This window comes from Sinomonas atrocyanea (assembly GCF_030811715.1).
In the GTDB taxonomy this organism is placed as follows: Bacteria; Actinomycetota; Actinomycetes; order Actinomycetales; family Micrococcaceae; genus Sinomonas; species Sinomonas atrocyanea_A.
Map to the genome: position 1 here is coordinate 329,906 of NZ_JAUSRH010000001.1, position 23,377 is coordinate 353,282.

Consider the following 23,377-nt stretch of genomic DNA (forward strand, 5'->3'; position numbering starts at 1 on the left):
ATCCCTACGTTGAGGGGTCACATCCCTGACCGTTCAACGCAGGGACATGACCCCTCAACCAGAGGGTCAGCCCGAGACGATGGTGACGAGGTGCGTCGTCGGGTCGTAGCGGAAGGCGAGCGGGCCGCCCGGATGGTCGAAGCCGATGTTCGGCCCGTTGAGGGCCCCGTTGGTCCCGTAGTTCACGTCCCACGACCCGTTGAGCGCGGCCTTGAACGAGTACGAACCGGCGGGCAGCGAGGCGAGCTTCAGGATCCAGCCCTGCGAGCGCTGGTCCCACGAGGCCGCCGTGGCCGTGCACGCCGGGTCCCAGTCGGCCGCACAGCCGGCGAGGTGCTGGTATGTGCCCGGGAAGTTCACCGCGGAGGGCTGGCTGGCCGGCTGGCCCGCCGAGACCAGGTGGGTCGAGTCGTTGTAGCTGAAGACGACGGTCCCGCCGGGATGGTCGAGGGAGATATTCGGCCCGTTCGGCGCCCCACCCGCACCATAGTTGACGTCCCAGGACTTGTTGAGCGCCGCCTTGTACGAGTAGCTGCCCTGCGGGAGCGTGTAGGTCCCGCGCCAGACCCCCTGCGCGGGATCGAACGCAAGCTGCGCCTGCGGGCAGGCGGGCTGCCAGTCGGCCGGGCAGCCCATGGCGGTGTTGAGCGTCCCTGCCACCGCTACCGCGGAGGGCTGGGCGGCGTGCTCGCCGACGGTGGTCTCGTGGGTGTCCTGCCGGTACGTGAAGGTGAGCCGGCCCCCCGGGTGCTTGAGTGTGATGTTCGCGCCGTTCGCCGCTCCCCCGTCGCCGTAGTTCTGGCTCCAGGACCCGTTGAGCGCCGCCTTGAACTGGTAGGTGCCGGTCGGGAGGTCGAGGGTGAGGCGCCACTCGGATGCGATCGGGTCATACTGCGCCATGGTGGCCTGGCATGCGGGGTCCCAGTCGCCGGGGCAGCCGGCCAGGTGCTGGAAGTCGCCGGCCACGGTCACCGAGAGCGGCTGCGGGGCCGGGCCCTTGGGCGCGTCCGGGTCGACCGGCGTGGGCACGACGGCGGAGACGGTCGCCGAGGTGGCCGTGTGCCCGGCGTTGTCGAGCGAGACGGCCCGGTATTCGAGCGGGGTCCCCGGCGTCATGCCCTTGGTGGCGTCGAAGACCTGGTACGGGTAGGTGTCATCGGTGCCGATGCTGTGCCACTGGCCGGCGGCTCCCGCGGCACCGGGGACCCGGGCCTGGAACGTGACCTCGTAGAACGAGTCGTGTGGGAGGTCCGCGGTGACGTTGACGCGGGTGTTGTCCCCGCCGGCCGCGGTCGGGGTGCCGAGGGTCGGCACGGGGGCAGCCGCCGAGTCGGGGATGCGGCCCGCGGACTCGTAGACCACCGCGGAGAATGCCGGGACCGTCACCGTCAGCGTCTTGTCCGCTGCAGTCTTGAGCCGGTCCCCTGCGCCGGCGCCGAACACCTTCGCGAACGGGCGCTGGGCGATGTACGTGGGCACGGCCGCCGTGCGGGCGGCGGCGGTGTTGTTCAGGGCGACGACGTATTCGCGCTGGGCCTTCGCATCGATGCGCGAGAACGCGTACACGCCGGCCGTCGTCTCGGCGTACCGGTCCTGGTGGGCGCCGGTGCGCAGGGCCGGATTGTCCTTGACCACCTTCGCGAGGTCCGCGATCGAGGTGTAGAGCGGGTGCGTGGTGACGTAGTTGTCCGAGGCGTGCGTCGCCGTCGTGCCCAAGAGCGGATCTGCGAGGTATTCGGGGGTCTTCGAGGCGAACATGTCCTGCCGCGCGAGCTGGTCCCCGCCGGTGCCGGTGAAGCCCTGCTCGTCGCCGTAGTAGACGATCGGGTTGCCGCGGGAGAAGTACATGAGCTCGTTGGCGAGCCTGTCGCGGGCCACCTTCTCGGCGTCGGACGCCGTCGGGTTGTCCTGGTCGATGAAGGACCCGATGCGGCCCATGTCGTGATTCCCGAGGAACGTGGGGAGCTGGTAGACGTTCGAGGTCGCGGTCGTGTACCAGTCGTCGCCCTGGAAGAGCTTCTGCAGGGTGGTGGCGGGCGAGGACGCCGAGGCGTAGGAGCGTGCCGCCTGCTGGAACGGGAAGTCGAGGACGGCCTGGACGCCGTCGGACGTGGTGAACTTCGACGTGAAGTCGCGCGAGGTGTCGTAGACCTCGCCGAACATGAAGAAGTCCTTCTTCCCGACCGAGTGGGCGTAATCGAGGATCGCGGGCGAGAACTTCTGCCAGAACGCGTCGTTGACGTGCTTCATCGTGTCGATCCGGAAGCCGTCGATCCCGAAGTCGCCGATCCACTTCTTGTACACGTCGATGAAGCCGTTGAGGACCTTGGGGTTCTCGGTGAAGAGGTCGTCCAGGCCCGAGAAGTCGCCGTAGTTGGCGCTCTCCCCCGCGAACGTCGAGTCGCCGCGGTTGTGGTACAGGCTCACGTCGTTGAGCCAGGCGGGCACCTTGGCGTTCTCCTCGCCGGCCGGGATGTACGGGCGGTACGGGAACGACGTGGCCGGGTCCAGGGCCGGGAATCCCGGCTGGTCGGCGACCGCGGCGTCGTCGAACGTCTTCCCCGAGGCGTACTTGTACGGGGCGGCGGTCTTGCTCAGGTAGGGCATCCGGCCGCCCTCCTGGTACTTGATGACGTCCGCGGTGTGGTTGGTGATGATGTCGAAGTAGACCTTCATGCCGCGCGCGTGCGCCTGGCTGATCAGGTTCCCGAGCTCGGCATTGGTGCCGAGGTGCGGGTCGATCTGGGTGAAGTCCGTGATCCAGTACCCGTGGTACCCGGCGCTGTGGTCCTCGGGCTGGACGGCCTTGTTCTTGAAGCTGGGGGTGAGCCAGATGGCGGTGGTGCCCAGCCCCTGGATGTAGTCCAGCTTGCCGGTGAGTCCCTTGAGGTCGCCGCCGTGGTAGAAGCCCTTGTTGGCCGCGTCGAAGCCGGAGACCATCGGGGCGGAGCCCAGGCCGCCCTGGTCGTTGGCGGAGGTCCCGTTCGCGAAGCGGTCCGTCATCACGAAGTAGTAGTTCTCGGTGCCCGCCGCGGTGCGGAACGAGTGGGTCGCCGCGGGGCCGGCGTCGGGCGACGGCGGCGGGGCGGCTGTGGCGGCTGTCGCACCTCCGAGGGCGAGGGCGGCGGCGAGGACGACGGCGGTGCTGGCCGCCCTCGCCCTCGGCATGCGGGCTGGGCGCGGGCAGACAGGGCGGTACCGCATGGAGACCTCCAGGGAAGCAGTGACCCGGCCAACTATGGTCTATGTCACACGGCGTGACAAGGAGGTCACGCGCGAGTCACTCGACAGCGGTATTCGGTGACGTCCTGCGGCGGGCATGACGAGCCGATTCAGGCGCCAGTACCGCTGCGGGTCTGCGGTGGGCCGGCGGATGCCCGCAAATCCGGGCGGCGCTCGTTACGACGGGCGGTGGCACCTGCCGGTGCTGCCGCCGGCTGTTCCTAGAATCCGCCCTCCGGGAGCGTCGCCACTGGAGGCGGTAAGTGGACGACGAGATGAGGCGGGAGCTGGCCATGCAGATGACGGGCATGGACGGCCCCAGCCCGGCAAGGCCGGGTTCGCGTCCGCTGCCCCACCGGATCGAGGACTTGGTCACCGAGCACCGCGAGGCACGGGCGGGGCGGAGGACAGGTGCCAGGGTACGGCGCAGCCTGCGCCGGCGCACGCGTCAGCCGGACCAGATGTCCCCGGCCGCAAGGCGCGCTAGCTGTTCCCGCGCGGTCTGCTCGCTCAGACCGGCACCCATCAGGGCGCGGAGCGCGCGGTCCTCCCCGCCCCCGGCCCCCTCCCCGTCCTGACGCCGCACCATTGCGGACATCCCCCGGCCGGTAGTACGGGAATCGGCGATGATCGTCATTGATCTCCCCCTTCTTTCAACACTGCGATGGCACCGGCCAGTCAGCACAGGAGGACCAGCTCCGCTTCGCTGGAGCCCTGGCCCGGTCTGACCTGCCGTCGGCGGACGCCTTGGCGTCGCCCCGCCGCAGCGTGACCAATTCTGTCACATGAGGTTAGCAGGCCGACTCGTCGGCGGCCAGAGCATTACATAGAGGAACTCCCCACGCGGGAGGATCCGCGCCCACTGGCCGCGCGCATTGTGGCCGGGGAGGATACCCGGCCTCCGATGGGACTCAGCGAGACAGTAGCGGGCCGCGCGGGCCCTCGACCTGCTCCCACGCTTCAAAACCATGTTGCTTTTCCACGAGTCTCCTGACATCGCTGTGGGGATGGATCCAAAGTATGCGGCCATCGTTGGTAACGCAGTCCACCACTCCGGCGCAGACGGTCATGTTCTGAAAGCGAATGTGAACGAGGCTGCCGGGAAGGCTTCCCCAGTCTTCAACCTTGTTGAATTCCATCATCAGCTCCTATTGCCCATTGGGGGGGTGCATTTTTGTCGCGACTGATGGAGGTGACTGATGACTGACTGAGGACCTGGGCGCCTTCTCACGTTCAATGGCGTGGTTCGAAGGGGGCCGAACAGTGTCGTGTCATCCCTCGCGCCCAGTGTCCGTGATCTGGTGGGCAAAGCCGGCGATAGCTTCGCTCATCGCGGTGGGCTGCTCGGGCACCAGTGCGTGTCCTGCGCCCCTGACCACCTGGACGGTGACGCGTTGTCCGAGGAGCGGCTTGAAGACGTTCGGCACGACGACGGCGTCGTGCTCGGCCTGCAGATCGAGGAGCGGAACGGTGCCACCGTGGAAGTATGAGTCGACTGGGGTGGCCTCGCGCGCACGGCCCTGGGCTTCGTGCGTCTCTGGCCACCAGCCGGTGAGCCATGGCCGCGGGTCGTTCCCCGGGGCGAAGAACGCCTGCTTCAAGAATTCAAGACGCTGCGCCTCTGGCAGGCTGAGGTCCCCTGCTCCGTCGATCGCCGTCCGCAGCCGGCTGTAGGGCTTCTCGTTCAGGCCGGGCGGCAGCTTGCCGGCTGAAGCGGCGGCCAGGACGAGTCCGCTGACGAGGCCGGGCCTTGTCGTGGCGAGCATCCGCGCTGGTTGGCTTCCCCATGCGTGGCCGACGACGAGTGCTGGACCGCTCCCCTCGTGCTCGATGACCAGCGCGATGTCCGATGCGAAGTCGTGCAGGTCGAGGTTCTCCATGGGGCCCCGGCTTGCCCCGATGCCCCGAGGCTGAGGGCGGAGAACACGGAATCCCTCGTGAGCGAGATGTCGGGCGACTTCGTCGTAGTCTTCGGCGCCGCGGCCGAGTGATGGAAGGATCACGATGAGGGGTCCACGTCCCTCGCTGATCACTTCGATCTGGACGTCTCCGTCAGAGACTGTGGTTATGGTGCGCTGCATGGGTCCTCCAGGGATCGGTGTTCGTCAGCCGTCGGCCAGGCTCTTGCCCGCCGTCTCGGGACTCCACCAGGCAGCCGCTGCGGCGCCGAGGCTCATCACGATGGCATAGGCGGTGAAGACTGCGGAGAGGCCGATGCTGTGCAGCCAGGTGTCGATGAGCGGGGACGTGCCGCCGAATACGGCGATGCCGATTCCGTAGGGGATCGCGATGCCTCGGGATCGGAGGCCGGTGGGAAAAAGTTCGGCGTAGAAGGCGGTGTTGGCTGCGGTGGCTGCGGACAGCAGCACCAGCGGGATCGACATCGCAATCAGCATCTGCCACCACTGGTTTCCCATGATCCATAGGACGGGGAAGGCGAAGACGGCGTTGAAGATTCCGTAGACCAGGAAGTTCGCTCGACGCCCGAAGCGGTCCGAGAATCGGCCCCACAGTGGAGTGGTCACCACGTACAGCACCTGGGCTACCAGTGCGACGATGAAGGCTGTCTGCTGGTTGACTCCGTACGACACGATCGCGTTGGCCGCGCCGTTGACGACCCAGGCGTAGAAGGTCACCGTGATGCCGGCGGTCATGAGGAGAACCCTGAGCATCCCAGACCGGTGGCGCCAGAGCTCCCCGGATGCCGAGGTCTTGACGGCCGGCTCCGGCAGCTTCCTGCGCTCTGCCTCGGCCTTGAGGTGCTCGGTGAACGCGGCCGATTCTGTGAGCTTGCGGCGCAGATAGAGGGCGAACAGGCCGGTGCAGCCGGCTAGGAGGAACGGGACCCGCCACGCCCATGCCTCCAGCTGCTTGGAATCGAAGACGGTCGTCAGTAGAGCGCCTACAGCAGTGGCGGCGAGGGTTCCCAGGATGAGCGCCATGCCGTTGAAGCTCATCCAGAGGCCCCGGCGCTTCGGAGGCGCGATCTCTGCAGAGTACGAGTAGGCGCTGGCGTTCTCGCCGCCGTAGCCGAGCCCCTGCATGATGCGGGCGACGACCAGGATGACCACCGCCAAGGCCCCAATTGCCGACGAGGTCGGGCTGATGCCGATCATCAGGCTTCCAGCTGCGGTGACGGCCATCGCGATCATCATCGAATTCTTGCGCCCACTCCTGTCGGCCAACCAGCCGAAGAAGACCGAGCCGAGGGGACGGAAGATGAACCCCACTGCGAAGACCGTCAGGACCGAAAGCGTGGCGCCGAGAGTTCCGGCTCCCGCGAAGAACTGGTGTGAGAAGAAGGGGGTGAAGATGCCGAAGACCGAGAAGTCGTAGTACTCCAGGACGATGCCGACAACCGTCAGCACCATTGCGCCCCGTGGGGCCGCAGACGTGGCTGCACGTGCGCGGACGTCTCCCTGTGCGAGATCTTCCATAACATTCCTCGATCCAGTGGGGGTAGGAGAATCGGCAACAGCAACTGGAGAGCTGCGTCCAAGCGCAGCGTCTGCGGAGAGGCGGGCGGGCTTGAAGCCCTGGACTTCAGGGATCTCCAGCTGCAGGTCGTTTTCGTGGTTTCCCGGTGCCATGACCCCGGTCACACTCCGACGCTATCGACTCTACACACTGTTGTCTATAGAGTTGCTGGTCAAAGTCCTGCGCCTTAGGGAGCGGACACGGTCCGCGTCATCCGCCGCGTTTGGCCAGGACCCACCCGAAGGGGGTCGGAGCGTTTGACAAGGCAGCGTGACGGGCGCAACTATTGTACGTCCGTCAAACATTTGTACGCAAGACGTACAAGAGGGTTCATAATGGAGTGGATCTCATGAGAAGTGCCTTGAAGTCGGCGTTCGGGCCGCGCCTGTACATCACCGTTGCGGTGGCCATTGTCCTGGGCGCCGCCGTCGGGTTCGTCTTCCCGTCGTTCGGGGCCTCGCTGGCTCCGATCGGTACCGGGTTCATCCAGCTGATCCAGATGCTCATCGCCCCGGTGGTGTTCTGCACCATCGTCACGGGCATCGCAGGGGCTGGAAAGCTGACCTCGGTGGGACGGATCGGCGTCAAGGCGCTCGTCTACTTCGAGCTCATGACCACGGTCGCCCTCGCCATCGGTCTGGTCGTCATGAACCTCCTCAAGCCCGGGGCCGGGATCCACGCGAAGGCCAGCGAGCTCAAGCTCAGCGAGGCGGCCCAGGGCTACGTGAGCACCGGCCAGCACCAGAACTGGTACGACTTCATCCTGAACATCATCCCCAAGAGCTTCGTCGGCGCCTTCACCGACGGCAACGTGCTGCAGGTCCTGCTCATCGCGGTCCTGTTCGCCGTCGCGCTGAAGATGCTCGGCGCCAAGGGCGAGCCGGTCGTCGCGGCGGTCGGGAGGATCAACGACGCGATTTTCGGCATCATCAAGCTCATCATGTACTTGGCCCCGCTTGGTGCGTTCGGCGCGATGGCCTACACCACGGGCAAGTTCGGCATCTCGACGCTCGTGAGCCTCGGCTCCATCGTGGTCCTCTTCTGGGTCGTCGGAATCCTGTTCTGCCTCCTCGCCTTTGGCGCAATGGCCCGGATCTGCGGCCTGCGTGTGCTCCCCGTGTACCGATACTTCAAGGACGAGATCCTCATCACCCTCGGCACATCCAACTACGAGGCGGTCATGCCGCAGCTGATGCGCAAGCTCGAGGGAGTCGGCTGCCCCAAGCCGATCGTCGGCCTCGTGGTGCCCTCGGGCTACGCCTTCAACGGCGACGGGGTGTGCCTCTACCTCGGGTTCGCCTCCCTCTACATCGCCCAGGCCTTCGACATCAACCTGAGCATCTGGCAGCAGATCGCCCTTCTGGCCGTCTTCATGCTCACCTCCAAGGGCAGCGCCGGGGTCGCAGGCGCAGGCTTCGTCATCCTGGCCGCCACCCTCTCCTCCACCGGCGCCGTTCCGGTGGTGGGCATCATGCTCCTCCTTGGCATCGACCGCTTCCTCTCCACGATGCGGGGCCTGATCAGCCTCGCCGGCCAGATGATGGGCAGCCTCGTCGTCAGCGTCTGGGAACAGCAGCTCGACCGGCCCCGTGCGCTGAGGATCATGCGCGGCCACGAGGCCCCGCTCGTGCAGGCTCCCCTCCCGGCGGCCGCCACCGCTTCCCCAGCCGCGGACTCCCGCCAGGGCGACGCCGCCCCCGTCCCCGCAGCGCACTGACCCGCACTCCTCCGCAACCCGTCCCCTCGCAAAGCTCAGAGAAACAGAGACCATGCCCCGCATTTCCTACACCGCCCCCACTGGCGCCACCGCCGAGAAGATGATCGAACGCCGCGGCGGGTTCCTCACCCCGCTCGACCAGCTGCTGGCCCACAACGACGGGCTCGCCTCCGGGTGGAACACGCTCCTCGGCGCGGTGAGGCAGGGCTTCTCCATCCCCGGGGACCTGCGCGAGCTCATCATCCTGCGGGTCGCCGTCCTGAACCGTGCCGACTACGAATGGGCAGCACATGTCGGCCTCGGCCGGGCCAGCGGCATCCCCGAGACGACCATCGAGGCCATCGCCCATGACCGCGCCGTGACCACCGGCGACGAGCGCTACGACGCCGTGCTGGCCTACACCGACGCCATGACCCGCAACATCACGGTGGACGAGGAGACCTTCGAGCACCTCCGCCGCCACTTCACCGAGACCGAGACCATCGAGCTCACTGCGACCGTGGCGTCCTACAACATGGTCTCGAGGTTCCTCGTGGCCCTCGGCGTCACAGCCGCAGACCGCGAGTCCCTCCTCACCCCCAACGTCTAGGAAGGAGGACCGATGACGGACACCCTCGAGGCCACCACACCCGGCCCCGACCGGAACCCCCACAAGCCGCAGCTCCAGCTGCCGCCGCACGCCTGCGACGCCCACGTGCACATCTTCGGACCCCACAAGAAGTTCCCGTACGCCGAAGGCCGCACCTTCACCCCCGAGGACGTTCCGCTCGAAGACCTCGAGAGGCTCCACCGGTTCCTCGGATTCGAGCGCTCAGTCCTAGTCCAGTCCGCCTGCCACGGATCCGACCACCGCGCAGTCCTCGACGCCCTCGACCGCGGCGAGGGCAGATACCGCGGCGTGGCCCTCATCGGCCCCGAGACGACCGCCCGGGACATCGAGCGCTGGCACCAGGCCGGCATGCGCGGGGCACGGATCCACTTCGCGGCCCATCTCGGCGCGCCCCCCACCCGCTCGGAGATCGCGCGCATCGTGGACCTCATCGGGCCCTTCGGATGGCACCTCGCCGTCCACGTGACGGGCCCCTCGATCCTCGCCTTCGCCGAGCGCCTCGACGAGATTCCCCTCAGGATCGTCTTCGACCACATGGGGCGTTTCGACATCTCCCCCAGCCGCGTCCAGCCCGAGCGCGAGGCCCTCAAGCAGCTGCTCACCGGGAACGACGACGTATGGGTCAAGCTCAGCGGCGCGGACCGGATCGCAGTCCACCCCCCGAAGCTGGACGACGCCGTCGCGCTCGCCCGCGAGCTGTTCACCACCCGGCCGGACCGGTGCGTGTGGGGCACGGACTTCCCGCACCCGAACACCCACGGCTTCATGCCCAACGACGGCGACCTCGTCGACACCCTCCGTGGCATCGCACCCAGCCAGGAGGACCTCGACCTCCTCCTGGTGCGCAACCCCGAGGCCTGCTTCGACTTCGCCCCTAGTGCATGACTGTGACGGCACCGATCTCCTCGGAGATCGCGCGGGCCGTCTCGAGCAGGGCAGGAACGTACTCGGAGACCAGCTTCTCGTGCGAGACCCGGGCCGCGTTGGCGGAGACGTTGACGGCCGCCACGACACTGCCGCCGCGGGCGAACACCGGGGCGGCCGCGGAGCGGATCCCCTCCTCCCGCTCGCCGTCGGCCGTCGCATACCCCCTCGCCCGCGCCTCCGCCAGGACGCCGCGCAGCTCCTCCGGGTCTGTGATTGTGCTCGGCGTCAGCGCCATGAGCTGGACCTCGGACAGGTACCGGTCCAACGCGGCGGGCTTGAGGTGAGCCAGCAGGATCTTGCCCATGGAGGTGGCGTAGGCGGGAAGCCGCGAACCGGTGTTCAGGGTGGTGACCATGCTGCGGTTGCCGGGAACGCGGGTCAGGTAGACGATCTCGTTCCCGTCCAGGGTCGCCATGGAGCAAGACTCGTTCAGCTCCGAGGCGAGTCTGCGCATGTGCGGCTGGGCGGTCTCCCAGTAGGGCAGCGCGGAGAGGTAGGCGAAGCCGAGCCGCATGACCTTCGGGGTGAGGCTGAAGTGCTTGCCCTGGGCCTCGGCGAACCCGAGGCTGACCATGGTCAGGAGGATCCGCCGCGCCGTCGGACGCGTCAGCCCGGACAGCTCGGCGGCCTCGCTGATGGTGAGGGAGGGGTGCTCGTGGGAGAAGACCTGCAGGAGGCGGAAGGCCTTCTCGAGCGAGTCGATCACATCCGGATTCTCACGAGACACTGCCGCTCCCTCTCACCTGCACGTCGGCGCGTCGCTCGCCCCTGGGCCCTGACCGCCAGTGTAGCGACTGCCGGACCCCGCCCCCGCGAAGCTGGAAGGACAACACCGTGAACCAGGACTTCCTCGTCGTTTTCTCCGACCCTGGCCCCGTGCCCGGCGAGGAATTCCACGACTGGTACGACCACGAGCACCTGCCGCTGCGGATGCAGTTCAGCCAGTTCAGAACCGGCTACCGGTTCCAGGCAGCGGACGGCCGCACCCCCGGCTGGCTCGCGACGTACGACGTCGACCCCGGTTTCCTCGGCAGCGACGCCTACACGGCCCTGCGGAGCCACCGCAGCGAACGCGAGCAGGCCCTCGTGGCACGGCTGACCGCCCTCGACCGCCGCATCTACTCCCTCGACTACGAGACCGGAAGCCTCGAGGGCCACCCCCGCTACCAGATCCTCGTCGGGCTCACCTCCACCGACGAGGCCGGCCTCATCGAGTGGTACCGGGAGGAGCACATCCCCCTCCTGACCGCGATCGAGGGCTGGGACAGGATCCGCCAGTTCCGGCTCCGGGACGGAGCCGGCGAGGCGCTCCTGACCGTCCACGACATCGACGACCCGTCCCTGTGCGAGACGCCGGAGTGGAAGCACGCCACGTCAACGCCCTGGCGCGCAGAGGCCATGGCCTCGGTCACCTCGGCCTCCCGCCGGGTCTTCGCCTTCCACAACTCGGGCCGCTGACCCACACGACTCAATCCTCAACCACCACGACAAACAACAGGAGAAGAAGCATGGCAGACCGCCTCAAGGACAAAGTGGCCCTCGTCGTCGGGGCCGGGAGCGTGGGGCCCGGCTGGGGCAACGGACGCGCCTGCGCCTCCGTCTTCGCAGCCGAAGGAGCCGCCGTCTTCGCGGCAGACATCAGCCAGGACGCCCTGGACCCGACCCTCGACCTCATCCGCTCAGCCGGGGGCACCGTGGAAGGCCACCTCGCCGACGTCACCGACACCGGCTCCGTGAAGGACCTCGTCACGGCCTGCATCGACCGCTTCGGACGGATCGACGTGCTCGTCAACGTCGTCGGCGGATCCCGCAAGGGCGGTGCCGCCGAGCTCACCGAGGAGGAATGGGCGCGCCAGCTCGACATCAACCTCACCAGCGTCTACCGGACCTGCCACGAGGTGATCCCCCGCATGGCCGCCAACGGCGGCGGAGCGATCGTGAACATCGCCTCCACCTCCGGAATCCGCTGGACCGGATCCGCGCAGGTCGCCTACGCCGCCTCCAAGGCCGCGGTCATCTCCTTCTCCCGCGTCACCGCCGTCCAGTACGCCCCCGACCGGATCCGGGCCAACACCGTCGTCCCGGGCCAGCTCCACACCCCCATGGTCGAAGCCCGCCTCGCCGGACAGCGCACCGGCGGGGACACCGAGACGCTCATCAAGCAGCGGCAGTCCCGGATCCCCCTCCCCTACGAGGGCGACGGACGCGACACGGCCCACGCGGCGCTCTTCCTGGCCTCCGACGAAGCCCGCTTCGTCACGGGCACCGAAATCATCGTCGACGGCGGGATGACAGCGCGCTGCGACTGAGACCTGTTGTCCGCGGTGGAAGACCGCAAGGCGCCGCTCGCCTCCTGAGGAGGCAAGCGGCGCCTCTGCTGTCCGGGATGCCGCCGGCTGCAGCGCAGCCGGGCTCAGCTGGGCCGCTGGCTGAACCGTCGGTCGAAGACGTGCTCGGCGATCCGGTTCTTGAGGATCTCGGTGGAGCCGCCCGCGATCATCCATCCGCGCGTGCGCCGGAAGCAGTACTCGACAAGCGACTTGGAACTGAAGCCCAGGGCGCCCATAGCCTGCATCGCCTCATGGGCGACCTTGAATCCCGTCTCGTTGGAGGCAAGCTTGGCCACCGCGGTGTCATACGCCGAGGGCAGCCCGCCGGAGGCTCCCCTCACGGCGCGCTCGAGGAGGAGCTGAGCCCCGTCAAGGGCGACGCTCATCTCCGCGAACTTCCACTGCAGTCCCTGGAACTCCATCAGCGGCCGGCCGAACTGCTCGCGGGCCGCCACATGGTCTCTGGCAATCTCGAACGCGAGCTGGGCCAGGGCGAGCGACCTCGCGGCATTGCCGATCCTTTCGACGTTGAAACCGCTGATCTGGCGCTTGAAGCCGCCCTCCCCCAGCAGGACGTTGGAGGCCGGGATGCGGCAGTCGGTGAACCGGAGGGGCGCCCACAGCTCGCCGCTCATGTAGGCGGAGGCCTCCCCCACCTCGAAGCCGGGTGTGTCACGCTCGACGATCACCGAGCCGATGCCCCCGACACCGGGGCCGAAGCGGACGTAGACGAGGAACAGCGGGGCATCCGCGCTGTAGCCGGACCACACCTTGGTTCCGTTGATGACCACCTCGTCGCCGTCGCGAGTGGCCGTCGTGTGGAGGTCCGTGATCGCGGAGCCCGTCTCCGGCTCACTCATGCCCAGGGCGAGCAGGCTCTGGCCCGAGAGCAGGCCGGGCAGGTACCTGGCCTTCTGCTCTTCGCTCGCATACTCGGCGAAGGTCCGGAGGGCACCGAAGTTCCCCGCCTGGACGACGTCTGCGCTCTTCGGGCAGGCCAGGCCGATCTCCTGGATCGCGATCACTGCTTCCATGAGCGTGGCGCCCTGGCCGCCGTCCTCCTTGGGGACCGTCAGGCCCAGCAGCCCCTCGTCGGCGAGGAGCTTGGCCGTATCCCACGGGAAGTGCGGCTCGTGGGCGCGCTCGAGGGCGGTGGGGGCCAGCCGCTCCTGGGCGAAGGCGCGCACCCTGTCACGGAACTGGGCCTCTTCAGGTGTGAGGTCGGAGAACATGTGCGTTGGTCCTTTCATCTTCATTTCATCGGTTCGACGCGCTCGGCAGCCCGAGCGCCTCGGGAGAAGACGCCCTGCTGGGCGACGCTTGCAACGATCTGCCCGCCGCGGCCGTAGATGAGCCCGCGGGCGAGGCCGAGGCCCGCCGTGCTGACCGGGCTCTCCTGCACGTACAGGCACCAGCTGCCCACAGGGGCATCACCGTGGAACCACATGGCGTGGTCGACGCTGGCGACCTTCGGCTCTGGCGCCGAACCCTGGTCACCGCGGGCCACCGTCACCGCCGGCAGCAGGGAGCGGTCCGAGGCGAACGCCAGCATCGCGCGCCGGGTGTTCGCGTCGGCGCCGGAGACGGGCGCCATGCGGAACCAGAAGCAGCGCCGCGGCGGCCGCGACTGCTCGAGCGCCTCGACATAGCGGATGTCCATCGGCCTCGACGCGGTCTCCCAGTCCCGCCGGGCCGGCCACCGGATCCCGTCCCAGCCCGCCGGCTGCTGGGCGCGGCGCTCATGCAGCGGCGGGAGTTCCTCGGGGGCAGGGACATCAGGCATCGGAGCCGACAGTGGGACCTCGGGCTGCCTCTCCGCCACGAACGAGGCATTCGCGGTCAGCAGCAGCCGTTCTCCCTGAACCGCACGGAGCGCCCGCAGGGAGAACGATGCGCCCTCGCGCAGTGTCTCGACCTCGTACGTGATGGGAACGCCGGGGATGCCGGGGGCCACGAAGTAGGCCTGGATGGAATTGGCCGCACGGCCGGCGTCCACCGTCCGCCCCGCCGCAAGGACAGCCTGCCCCAGAAGGTGCCCCCCGAATAGCCTCCCCCGGAACCCCTGCGGCGGCATGCCCTTGAAGGCCCCCCGCTGCCCGGCCGGCTCCAGCCTTAGGCGGTCGACCAGAGGGGCCGCATTGAGCACCCCTTCTTCCGAGAGCTCGTCGCCCTGAGTCGCACGGTCAAGCATTGCGCAGACCTCCTAGTAGGTAGACAATACTCTATAGAGTATGTAACGATCCTCACACGGATCAGAGGGGACCGCAAGGACGGCCCATTCACTCCCGGCGTCAGGTGCTCCGGCAGATGCCGCGTGGCCCGCCTCCCCTCCGATCGCTGCCGCCGGCACCGCCGCCGGTCCTCTCAACGACAGGAGACGAAGATGAGCGAATACGGTTCGGACCTTGCCGGCCCCCTCTTGGCCCCGCGCAGTGTGGCGATCATCGGGGCATCGAACGATCCCGCCAAGACGACCGGGCGGCCCCAGCAGTTCCTGGCCCAATCGGGCTTCACAGGCGAGGCCTACTTCATCAACCCACGCCGGGAAAGCGTGCAGGGGGTGAAGGCGTGGCCGAGCGTGTCCTCGCTCCCGGAGGTCCCGGACCACGTGTACATCATGACCGGGGCGGAGGCGGCGATCGAGGCGGTGCGAGAATGCGCACGGGCCGGCGTCCGAGTCGCAACAGTGCTCTCCTCAGGGTTCGCCGAGGACGGCGAGGCCGGACGCGAGCGGGAGGACCGCCTCCGAGCCGCGGCAGCCGAAGGGAATCTGCGCCTCATCGGGCCCAGCAGCCTCGGGGTGGTCAACCCGCGCAATGGACTGATGCTCACGGGGAACGCCGCCTTCGGCGAGCCCGGGACGCCGTGCGGGGGGATCTTCGTCGCGTCCCAGTCCGGCAGCGTCATCGGCGCCTTGGTCAGCCGGGCCCGCCAGAGGGGCATCGGCTTCGCGGGGCTCGTCTCCACAGGCGGTGAGGCGGACCTGTCGCTCGGCGCAATCTGCGAGTCGACGCTCCAGGACCCGGGCATCACCTCGTACGCGCTCTTCCTGGAGTCCCTGCGCCACTCCGAGGACCTGGCGTCGTTCGCCCATGCGGCCCATCTGGCGGGGAAGCCCGTGGCGGTGTACAAGCTGGGACGATCGCAGGAGGCGGCGGAGCTGTCCGTCTCGCACACCGGGGCGCTGGCGGGCGAGGACAGCGAGTCCCAGGCCTTCTTCGAGGCGTGCGGATTCGCCCGCGTGAACCACTTCGAAGGGCTCATCGAGGCCCCCGCCGTCCTGGCAAAGGTCCCCGCCTCCGACCGCAGGAGGTCACCTCGGATCGGCGTTGTCACGACGACCGGCGGCGGAGCGGCCATCATGGTCGACCAGCTGGCAGTGCGCGGCATGAAGATCGCCGGCCCGAGCCATGAGCTGGTGACGGCGATGCGAGAGGCGGGCGTGTCGCTTCCCCACAGCCTGATCGCGGACCTGGGCCTGGCGGGGGCGCGGCACGACATCGTCAGCAACGCCCTGCAGCTGATGCAGGACAGCGGGGAATTCGACCTCATCGTGTTCGTCATCGGCTCCTCTGCACGCCTGAACCCGGAGCTGGCAGTGCAGGCCATCGCGGAGCGGGGAGGCCACGGGGTCCCGCTCATCGCCTTCGCGCTCCCCGAGGCCCCCGCGGCCGCCGAGCTGCTGAACAGCTCCGGTGTGCCCGCCTTCCGCACGCCTGAGTCGTGCGCGGACGTGATCGCCGCAGCGTTCGCGCGGCGCGCTGCAACGATCAGCCAGAGCCCGGCCTTCGCCCTCGACCCGGGTGCGTCCTCCGCAGTCCTCGACGAGCACGCCTCCTCGGCGCTGCTTTCCCGCCAGGGAATCTCCTCTAGCCCCTCTGTGGTCCTCACACGTGAAGATCTGGGGCGAGCCATCGAGCTTCCCTTCGAGTATCCGGTGGTCGTGAAGGTCCTCTCCGAAGAGATCGCCCACAAGAGCGACGTCGGAGGAGTGGTACTCAATGTCGAGGACGCCGAGGGGATCCGCAGGGCCGCGGCCTCCATCACGGCCAATGTGGGAGCCCACAGGCCGGAGGTGGCCGTTGAGCGGTTCCTGGTGCAGAAGATGGCTCCTCGGGGCGCGGCCGAGGCGCTCGTGGGCTACCGGGTCAGCCGAGACGTCGGTCCGATGGTGGTCCTCTCCGCCGGAGGGGTCCTCGCGGAGATCTTCGCGGACTCCAGCGTCCGGCTGGCTCCCACCACCCACCAAGAGGCACTCGACATGATCGCCGAGGTCAAGAGCCTGCGGGTCCTGGACGGATACCGGGGCGCCCCGGCCGGGGCCGTGGACGAGCTGGCAGAGGCCATCGTTGCGATGTCCCGCCTGGCCCTCACCGAACCCGACGTCCTTGAAGCGGAAGCCAACCCCGTCTACGTCGGCTACGCCAGCGAAGGCGTCTGCGCCCTCGATGCGCTCGTCCGCCGCCGGGAGAATCCTTCCGTTCCCGCTGAGCGGCCAGTGGCGGTGTCCAAGGCTGGGTGAACAGACGGCGGCCATGATGTAGAAGGGCTAGGAGGACATCGGCGCGGCGCACGCAGGGCGCCTGCTCCCCTACGAGGACGGACGATGAAAACCGCTCCCGGACAAGGGGGGCAGGCGCCCTGCGCTGCATGTGGCGCTGTGCGGGCGCGAAGGAGACTGGAGGGTTTCCCGGGTCAGAGCCATTCCCGGTGCCCCGTTGACGGGGGTTGCCCGCAGGCATGAGGGGGCCGGTCGCCGGGGCCCAGGCAGTCGCCCGGGATGGCGCCTCGGGGGAAGTCCGCGTTGCGCGCCTGCGCGGAGAGGCACGACGTGGACATGCCGGGGCCCGCCGAGGATGATCCTCGGCGGGCCCATTACTGGCCTGACCGTAGCGGATCAGGCGAGGAGGATCGTGGGATCCGCTCGGCGGAAGCCGGGCCCTGCAGCCTCTTCGAGGGCGTCCAGGGCTTCGGCGAGGCGCACTGGGCCCAGGTTCGACGCCCAGAATGTGATTCCCCCTTCGTGGGCGGGGAACCCGTACCCGAGGGTGAGCAGCAGATCGACGTCGCCGGCGCGCTCGGCGATGCCCTCCCCGAGCAGCAGGGCCGCCTCGTTGGCCATCGCGGCAAGCGCCCGCTCGACGATTTCCTGACCGGAGAAGGTCCGCTGGGGGGTCTTCTTCGCCGCAGCGGAGTGCTTGATGAGGGCCTCGACTTCGGGATCGGGAAGGGGGACCCGGGAGCCTTCCTGGTAGCGGTACCAGCCGCGGCCGCTCTTCTGTCCGAACCGGCCCAGCTCGCACAGGGCGTCCGCGACGTCCGGGTAGCGCTCTCCCGTTCGGCGCACTACCGTCCTGGCCTTTCGCATCCTCCACGCGACATCCAGGCCGGACATATCGGCTACGGCGAAGGGTCCCATGGCGAACCCGAAGTCCTCCAGAGCAGCGTCGACCTGCTGCGGCAGTGCGCCTTCTTCGACCATGAGCTCGCACTGGCGGCGGTAGGCGTTGAAAATCCTGTTCCCGATGAAGCCGTCGCACACCCGGGCCACAACGGGAAGCTTGCCCAGGGTACGGGCAGCCGCGAAGGCTGTGTCGAGGGCCTGCTGTCCGGTCCGCGCGGCCCTGACGACTTCGAGGACCGGTGTCCGGTGCGCGGGGCTGAAGAAGTGCATCCCGACAACCCTCGTCGGATCGTCCAGGCCGGCGGCCAGCTCGTCGATGTCCAGATAGGACGTGTTGGTCGCCAACGGCACCCCTGGCCGGACAATGCCTTCCAGGTCCTCCAGGACGGCCTTCTTCACGCCGGCGTCTTCGAATACCGCCTCGACGACGAGGTCTGCCCCGGCGAGAGCGGACAGCGACCCGGAACCTTTGAGGCGGGATGTCCTCGCAACGGCTTCCTCCTCTCCCAGCCGTCCCTGCGCCACCATCTGCGCGTAGGACTTCGAGAGACGGTCCGCCACAGCGGCGGCAGCAGAGGGGTCGGTGTCCACCACAGTGGCGAGAATGCCAGCCTCGACGAATGCCCGGGCGATGGCGGCCCCCATGGTCCCGGCGCCGACGATCCCGGCTGAGCGGATCTCGACGGGGACGCTCGCCCGGTTCGCCTTCTCGGCAGCCTTACGGGCGAAGAACAGGTGACGGAGCGCCGCCGCCTCCACGCCCTCCCGCAGCCGGCTGAACTCCCTGCGCTCATGGGCCAGCGCCTCAGCGGCAGGGAGCACGAGGCCCGCAAAGACCGCACCGACGGCGGCCACCGTCTGCGGCCGGGCGCCACGGCGGGACAGCACCGAAAGGGCCGCCTGCTCGAGGGCACCGCACTCGTCCTCCGGAACTGGCAGGTCGCGGAGGACCCGCTTCCCGGCCATCCCCCGGGCGTATGACACTGCTTCGTCGCGGAGCGAGGCGTCGACGACCTTGTCGACCAGTCCTTCGGCGAGGGCGGCCTCGGCCGGGATGCGCCTGCCGGAGGTGACCAGGTCGAGCGTACGGGCACCGCCGAGGATGCGCAGGGGCCGCTGGGTGCCCCCTGCGCCGGGAATCATGCCCAGAGTGATTTCGGGGAGTCCGACCACCGCCCCGCCGAGCGCCACCCTGGCGTCGCAGCCCAGGGCGAGCTCGAAGCCGCCCCCAAGTGTGGCGCCCGAGAGGGCGGCCACGACCGGCTTCGGACAGGATTCGATCGCCTCGATGACTGCTGGCAGCTCGGGCGGAGGCAGAGGACCGGCGAATTCGCGGAGGTCTGAGCCTGAGATGAAGTTCGCGCCTGCGCCGATGAGCACCAGTGCCACGACTTCGGAGTCCGAGGACGCCGTGCGGACGCCGGACAGGAGGCCTGAACGGACCTGAGCGGTGCTGGCGTTCACCGGCGGGTTGTCGATCGTTAGAACGGCGACGCGGTCCTCGACCTCGTAGCGCACGCAGGCCGGACCGGCGTATACCGGGGCGGGAGCGGGGCTTCCAGACGTTGGCTGCAGGGCCCGGGTGGATGTCGTCATGGGTGTCCTTTCGCGAGTGGCGGATCCGGTGCGGGCAGCGGTCAGCCCATGAAGTTGAAGGCCTTCTTCCAGACCGCTTCGTCCTTGTCCGCGTACTTGGCGAAGTCCTGCTCAGTGAAGAGGTGGAACTGCGGGGTGCCGGCCTTGGGCAGCTGGTAGTCCCCGGACTTGACCTGGTCGATGTCCGTCCGGGACGGGGCGAAGCCCTGCGCCGCGGCGAACTTCTGGCCTGCCTTGGACATCGTCCAGTTCATGAAGACCTGCGCGGCCGGGCTCTTGGCGCCTGCCGGCGTCAGGCCGAGGACGCCCGCCGAGGCGGAGACGCCCGCCTCGGGGATGACGAGCTTGATCGGGGCCCCGCTGAGTTCGGTGGCCAGGGCGTTGTTGAAGCTGACGGATGCGATGGTGATCTCACCGCGTGCCAGGGCATCGACCTGGGTGGCGGTGGAGTCGTAGATCTTGGGCTGGTTCTTCGCCTGGGCGGCGAGGAAGTCAGGGCCGAAAGCACTGATCTGGAAGTGGGCCAGGGCGTTCAGCGTCCCGCCTGTCGTGATGGCGTCGATGCCCAGCTTTCCCTTGTACTTCGGGTCGGCGAGGTCTTCCCACTTGGTGGGCGGATCCTGGGTGATCGCGGAGGAGTTGTAGGCCATCGCATTGACGAAGTAGTAGCAGGTGACGAAGTTGTCGCTGGTCCACGCCTTCTCCGCTGCGAGAGCGGCGTACGAGGGGGTGCGGTAGGGGACGAAGACGCCCTTGTCGGTGAACTGCCGGGCGAGCCTGATGTCCGTCATGCGGACCAGCCCGGCGGTGAGCTTGCCGGCGCCGAACTCGGACAGGGCCCGCTCGGCGAGCTTGTTCGTCGCCAGACGGGTCAGGTCGACCTTGATGCCGGTCTCGGCGAGGAACCGGGCGTCTGTCAGGTCCTCGGCCTCCTTGCCTGTGCCCGAGTAGAGCTTGACGGTGTCTTTCTTGGCCGCCTCGTACAGTGCCTTGTCGGCGATCAGCTCGCCGTCGATCCGGAGCCCGTCCGAGGTGTCGACCTTCGGCATCGGCAGCAGCTGCTGCGCGGCCGAACCGGTGCCCTGGTCGCCGGCGCCAGCGGCGCCGCCGCAGCCGCTGAGGGAAGCGGCGAGGCCGATGGAAAGAATCAGGGCTGCAAGGTGTTTTCTCATCATTGAGGTTTCCTTCGTGGTGTAGGAGCGAACATTCAGAGGCGGCCGGCGCTGCCGCGCGCCCCGAGCAGCCGGGGCAGGAGGCTGAGGACGAACATGAGCAGGCAGTACATGAGCGCCAGCGCTGCTGCGCTGCGGAGCGCCCCGCCGTTCTCGAACTGGTCGTAGATGGCGATCGAGAGGATCCGGGTGTCGTTGGTGTAGAGGAAGAGCGGGACGGTGATCTCCCGCATGCTCAGCATCATCAGGAGCAGGAAGGTCGAGGAGATCGAGACCCGCAGGAGGGGGACGGTGACCGCCGAGATCGCCCTGATCCGCCGTGCTCCCAGGAGGACTGCACTGTCCTCGAGGTCCCTGTCGGTGGCCTGGATCGCGGCAGCGATGCCGCGGAAGCCCTGGGGCAGCTGGATCGCGACGAATCCGATGACCAGCACCCACAGGGTCCCGTACACGGGGACGGGCATCACGAGCCAGGTCCACAGCAGGCCGATGCCAAGGACGACAGCGGGGATCGCGAGCGGGACCATGGAGATGGCCTCGAGCGTGCCCCTCGCCGACAGCTTCGTCCGGTACACGGTGTAGCCGAGGATGAAGGCCAGTGCCGTCCCTGCGAGGGCGGCCGCCACCGCGACGATGACGCTGTTGGCGGTCGCCTTCGCGAAGACGTCAGAGCTCAGGGCCTGGGCGAAGGACGAGAAGTCCACGGCACCGGGCCTTCCCAGGGCCGAGAAGGACTGCATGTACGGCGAGGTGCGCACGGCCGTGAGCAGCAATGCCGACAGCGGGAGCACCATGGACATCATGAAGTAGGCGAAGGCCAGGGCCAGGGCCGGGAGACGGAGCGAGCCGAGGGGGAGCACCCGCGCCTTGACGCCCTTCCCGGAGACCGTGGTGTACGAGCGCCGGGCCAGTATCCTGCGCTGGACGAGCGTCATCACCACGACGGCGGCCACGAGGACGACCGAGACCACGGCCGCCTCGTTGCCCCGGGACGGTGTGGTGTTGATCAGCCGGTAGATGAAGGTGGGCAGGGTATCGATCTGGCCCGGCGTGGCGAGCACCTGGGCGACGGGGAAGTTCTCGAGGACGTGGATGAAGATCAGCAGCCCCGACCCGAGGATGGCCGGCAGCGCCAGGGGGACCGTCACCGATCGGATGGTCCGCCAGGTGGAGCCTCCGTGGACACCGGCGGCGTCTTCGAGATCGGGGTTCATCAGGGACATGGCGCCGTGGATGAGGAGGAAGGCATAGGGCGCGTAGTACATGGCCATGACCATGGTGACCCCGGGCAGCGAGTAGACGTCGACGCGGACGCCCAGGCCCAGATCGTGGAGGGCGACATTCAGCAGCCCGGATCCGGGGCTCCCCAGGACCGCCCAGGAGAGCGCTCCCACGTAGGAGGGCAGGAAGAGCGGCATCATCCCCGATAGGAAGACAAGCCGTCTGAGCGGGGTGTCGGTGCGCGCGCAGATGAAGGCCAGGGACCCCCCGATGAGAAGCGCCAGGACGGTCGCCCCGGCAGCCATCAACACCGAGTTCCCCGCTGCACCGAGCAGGCCGCCCTCTGCCAGCACCTTGAAGTTGCGCAGGGTCAGGCTAAAGCTGAAGTTGCCCGGACGCGGCACGTCGCTGCTCACCGAAGCCAGCAGGATGAACCCGGCCGGGACAAGGACGAGGAACGCCACCACGAGCACCAGCGGCAGGCTCGCGAACCGGCCCTTGCTGCGGGCCCTGCGGGCAGGCGGAGTCCCGCCCGCTGCTTCTGTCGGTGGCGTCTCCGTCGCGGGGTCAAGGACGGTGCTCACGCGGCCACCGCCTGTTCGGTCGGCTGGGGCACCTCGTCGGGCAGGACCAGGATGTGGTCCGGATCGACCCGGACCCGGACCCGGCTGCCGGGCGCGAGGCCGGCGGCCGCCTCGGAGGGCACCAGCGCGTCCAGAGTCAGCCCGGAAGGGAGCAGGGACAGCCTGCACCGCAGCGACGCACCCTGGAACACCGCCACCTCGACTACTGCCGCGAAGGTGTTGATGCCGTCCTGGCCGTCCCCCGGCTCCGCCTCGACGCGGATGTCCTCAGGACGCAGGCACACGCTGGCTGGGGCCGGCGCGCCAGTTCGGCTCGCCCTCAGCGCGATGTCGTGTCCTTTGACCTTGAGCACCCCGTGATGGGTCTGGCCCTCGAGGGGAAAGACGTTGGTGACGCCGAGGAAGGAGGCGATCGAAGCGCTTGCCGGCGTCCGGTAGATGCTCTGCGGGGTGCCGAGCTGGGTGATGCGCCCGGACTGCATGATGGCGATCCTGTCCGCCAGCGCCAGGGCTTCCTGCTGGTCGTGGGTCACGTAGAGGCTGGTGAGCCCCTGCTCGAGCTGGATCCGCCGGAGCTCGACCCGGAGGTCGTCCCTGAGCCGAGCATCGAGGTTGGACAGCGGCTCGTCCAGCAGGAGGACACTGGGGGCCATCGCCATCGATCGGGCCAGCGCGACGCGCTGCATCTGGCCGCCGCTGAGCATGCTCGCACCCCGGTCCGCGAGGTGGGCCAGCCCGACTGTCTCGAGGACCTCCAGGGCCCTCGTGCGCTGCTGCTGGCGTGAGGCTCCCTTCATCTTCAGGGGGAAGGCCACATTCTCGAGCACGCTCTTGTGGGGCCACACCGCGTACGACTGGAAGACCATTCCGACGTTGCGCCTGAAGGCCGGGACCGACTTGCCGGCAGCGCCGTCGAAGACCACCCTGTTCCCGATCGTTATCGTCCCCGCTGTCGGCGTCTCGAGCCCGGCGATCGATCGCATGGTGCTGGTCTTGCCGCAGCCGGACTGTCCCAGGAGGACCAGGGACTCCCCGTCGGGGATCGTCAGGTCGAGGTCCTGGATGGCAGCGTGGCTGCCGTAGCGGAGCTCGAGTCCCCTCACTGTCACTTCCATGG

At 68.5% G+C, this 23,377-nt stretch carries 18 protein-coding genes; 6 read left to right on the top strand and 12 right to left on the bottom strand.

What is annotated here, in order from left to right:
• Positions 1–66: 66 nt before the first annotated feature.
• From J2W21_RS01580 to J2W21_RS01600, 5 genes are all read right to left on the bottom strand, one after another.
• A complete protein-coding gene (locus tag J2W21_RS01580) occupies positions 67–3,204 on the bottom strand; it encodes an alpha-amylase family glycosyl hydrolase (protein ID WP_307112750.1) in 3,138 nt (1,045 codons plus the stop codon).
• A gap of 466 nt (positions 3,205–3,670) precedes the next feature.
• The gene (locus tag J2W21_RS01585; RefSeq protein WP_307112751.1) at positions 3,671–3,859 is read right to left on the bottom strand and encodes a hypothetical protein; all 189 of its coding nucleotides are present in this window, start codon (positions 3,857–3,859) and stop codon (positions 3,671–3,673) included.
• A 274-nt stretch (positions 3,860–4,133) separates the two neighbouring features.
• A complete protein-coding gene (locus J2W21_RS01590; protein WP_307112752.1) occupies positions 4,134–4,361 on the bottom strand; it encodes a hypothetical protein in 228 nt (75 codons plus the stop codon).
• 132 nt (positions 4,362–4,493) lie between these two features.
• Entirely contained in the window at positions 4,494–5,303 is an 810-nt protein-coding gene (locus J2W21_RS01595) for an alpha/beta fold hydrolase (protein ID WP_307112753.1), read from the bottom strand.
• A 24-nt stretch (positions 5,304–5,327) separates the two neighbouring features.
• On the bottom strand, positions 5,328–6,824 hold the full coding sequence (locus tag J2W21_RS01600) for an MFS transporter (RefSeq protein ID WP_307112754.1): 1,497 nt from the start codon (positions 6,822–6,824) through the stop codon (positions 5,328–5,330).
• 224 nt (positions 6,825–7,048) lie between these two features.
• On the opposite strand from J2W21_RS01600, the gene J2W21_RS01605 reads away from it, so the two are divergent.
• From J2W21_RS01605 to J2W21_RS01615, 3 genes are read left to right on the top strand one after another with little or no spacing between them, the layout of a single operon-like run.
• Entirely contained in the window at positions 7,049–8,416 is a 1,368-nt protein-coding gene (locus J2W21_RS01605; protein WP_307112755.1) for a cation:dicarboxylate symporter family transporter, read from the top strand.
• Between the two features lie 52 nt (positions 8,417–8,468).
• The gene (locus J2W21_RS01610; protein WP_307112756.1) at positions 8,469–9,005 is read left to right on the top strand and encodes a carboxymuconolactone decarboxylase family protein; all 537 of its coding nucleotides are present in this window, start codon (positions 8,469–8,471) and stop codon (positions 9,003–9,005) included.
• A gap of 12 nt (positions 9,006–9,017) precedes the next feature.
• Entirely contained in the window at positions 9,018–9,911 is an 894-nt protein-coding gene (locus J2W21_RS01615; RefSeq protein WP_307112757.1) for an amidohydrolase family protein, read from the top strand.
• Here the strand turns inward: J2W21_RS01615 and J2W21_RS01620 are convergent.
• Positions 9,901–10,680 (bottom strand): IclR family transcriptional regulator domain-containing protein, encoded by a 780-nt coding sequence (locus tag J2W21_RS01620; protein ID WP_307112758.1) that lies wholly within the window; start codon positions 10,678–10,680, stop codon positions 9,901–9,903. The two genes, J2W21_RS01615 and J2W21_RS01620, sit on opposite strands and share 11 nt — an antisense overlap.
• Positions 10,681–10,787: 107 nt before the next feature.
• Between J2W21_RS01620 and J2W21_RS01625 the strand changes: the two genes are divergently transcribed.
• Positions 10,788–11,411 (top strand): hypothetical protein, encoded by a 624-nt coding sequence (locus tag J2W21_RS01625; RefSeq protein ID WP_307112759.1) that lies wholly within the window; start codon positions 10,788–10,790, stop codon positions 11,409–11,411.
• 50 nt (positions 11,412–11,461) lie between these two features.
• Positions 11,462–12,262 (top strand): SDR family NAD(P)-dependent oxidoreductase, encoded by an 801-nt coding sequence (locus J2W21_RS01630; protein ID WP_307112760.1) that lies wholly within the window; start codon positions 11,462–11,464, stop codon positions 12,260–12,262.
• Between the two features lie 104 nt (positions 12,263–12,366).
• Here J2W21_RS01630 and J2W21_RS01635 read toward each other — a convergent pair whose 3' ends face one another.
• Complete coding sequence (locus J2W21_RS01635; RefSeq protein WP_307112761.1) at positions 12,367–13,515, bottom strand: acyl-CoA dehydrogenase family protein; 1,149 nt, start codon at positions 13,513–13,515, stop codon at positions 12,367–12,369.
• A 20-nt stretch (positions 13,516–13,535) separates the two neighbouring features.
• Positions 13,536–14,474, bottom strand: a complete 939-nt coding sequence (locus tag J2W21_RS01640; RefSeq protein ID WP_307112762.1) for an acyl-CoA thioesterase — start codon at positions 14,472–14,474, stop codon at positions 13,536–13,538.
• Positions 14,475–14,666: 192 nt separating this feature from the next.
• Here J2W21_RS01640 and J2W21_RS01645 point away from each other — a divergent pair, with 192 nt between their 5' ends.
• On the top strand, positions 14,667–16,805 hold the full coding sequence (locus tag J2W21_RS01645; protein WP_307112763.1) for an acetate--CoA ligase family protein: 2,139 nt from the start codon (positions 14,667–14,669) through the stop codon (positions 16,803–16,805).
• A 375-nt stretch (positions 16,806–17,180) separates the two neighbouring features.
• Here J2W21_RS01645 and J2W21_RS01650 read toward each other — a convergent pair whose 3' ends face one another.
• The 4 genes from J2W21_RS01650 to J2W21_RS01665 are packed head-to-tail and all read right to left on the bottom strand — an operon-like array spanning position 17,181 to position 23,375.
• Positions 17,181–19,283, bottom strand: a complete 2,103-nt coding sequence (locus tag J2W21_RS01650; RefSeq protein ID WP_307112764.1) for a 3-hydroxyacyl-CoA dehydrogenase NAD-binding domain-containing protein — start codon at positions 19,281–19,283, stop codon at positions 17,181–17,183.
• A gap of 41 nt (positions 19,284–19,324) precedes the next feature.
• Entirely contained in the window at positions 19,325–20,458 is a 1,134-nt protein-coding gene (locus J2W21_RS01655) for an ABC transporter substrate-binding protein (protein WP_307112765.1), read from the bottom strand.
• Between the two features lie 32 nt (positions 20,459–20,490).
• The gene (locus tag J2W21_RS01660; protein WP_307112766.1) at positions 20,491–22,260 is read right to left on the bottom strand and encodes an ABC transporter permease; all 1,770 of its coding nucleotides are present in this window, start codon (positions 22,258–22,260) and stop codon (positions 20,491–20,493) included.
• Entirely contained in the window at positions 22,257–23,375 is a 1,119-nt protein-coding gene (locus tag J2W21_RS01665) for an ABC transporter ATP-binding protein (protein WP_307112767.1), read from the bottom strand. Before J2W21_RS01665 ends, J2W21_RS01660 begins: the two co-directional genes overlap by 4 nt.
• Positions 23,376–23,377 lie beyond the last annotated feature (2 nt).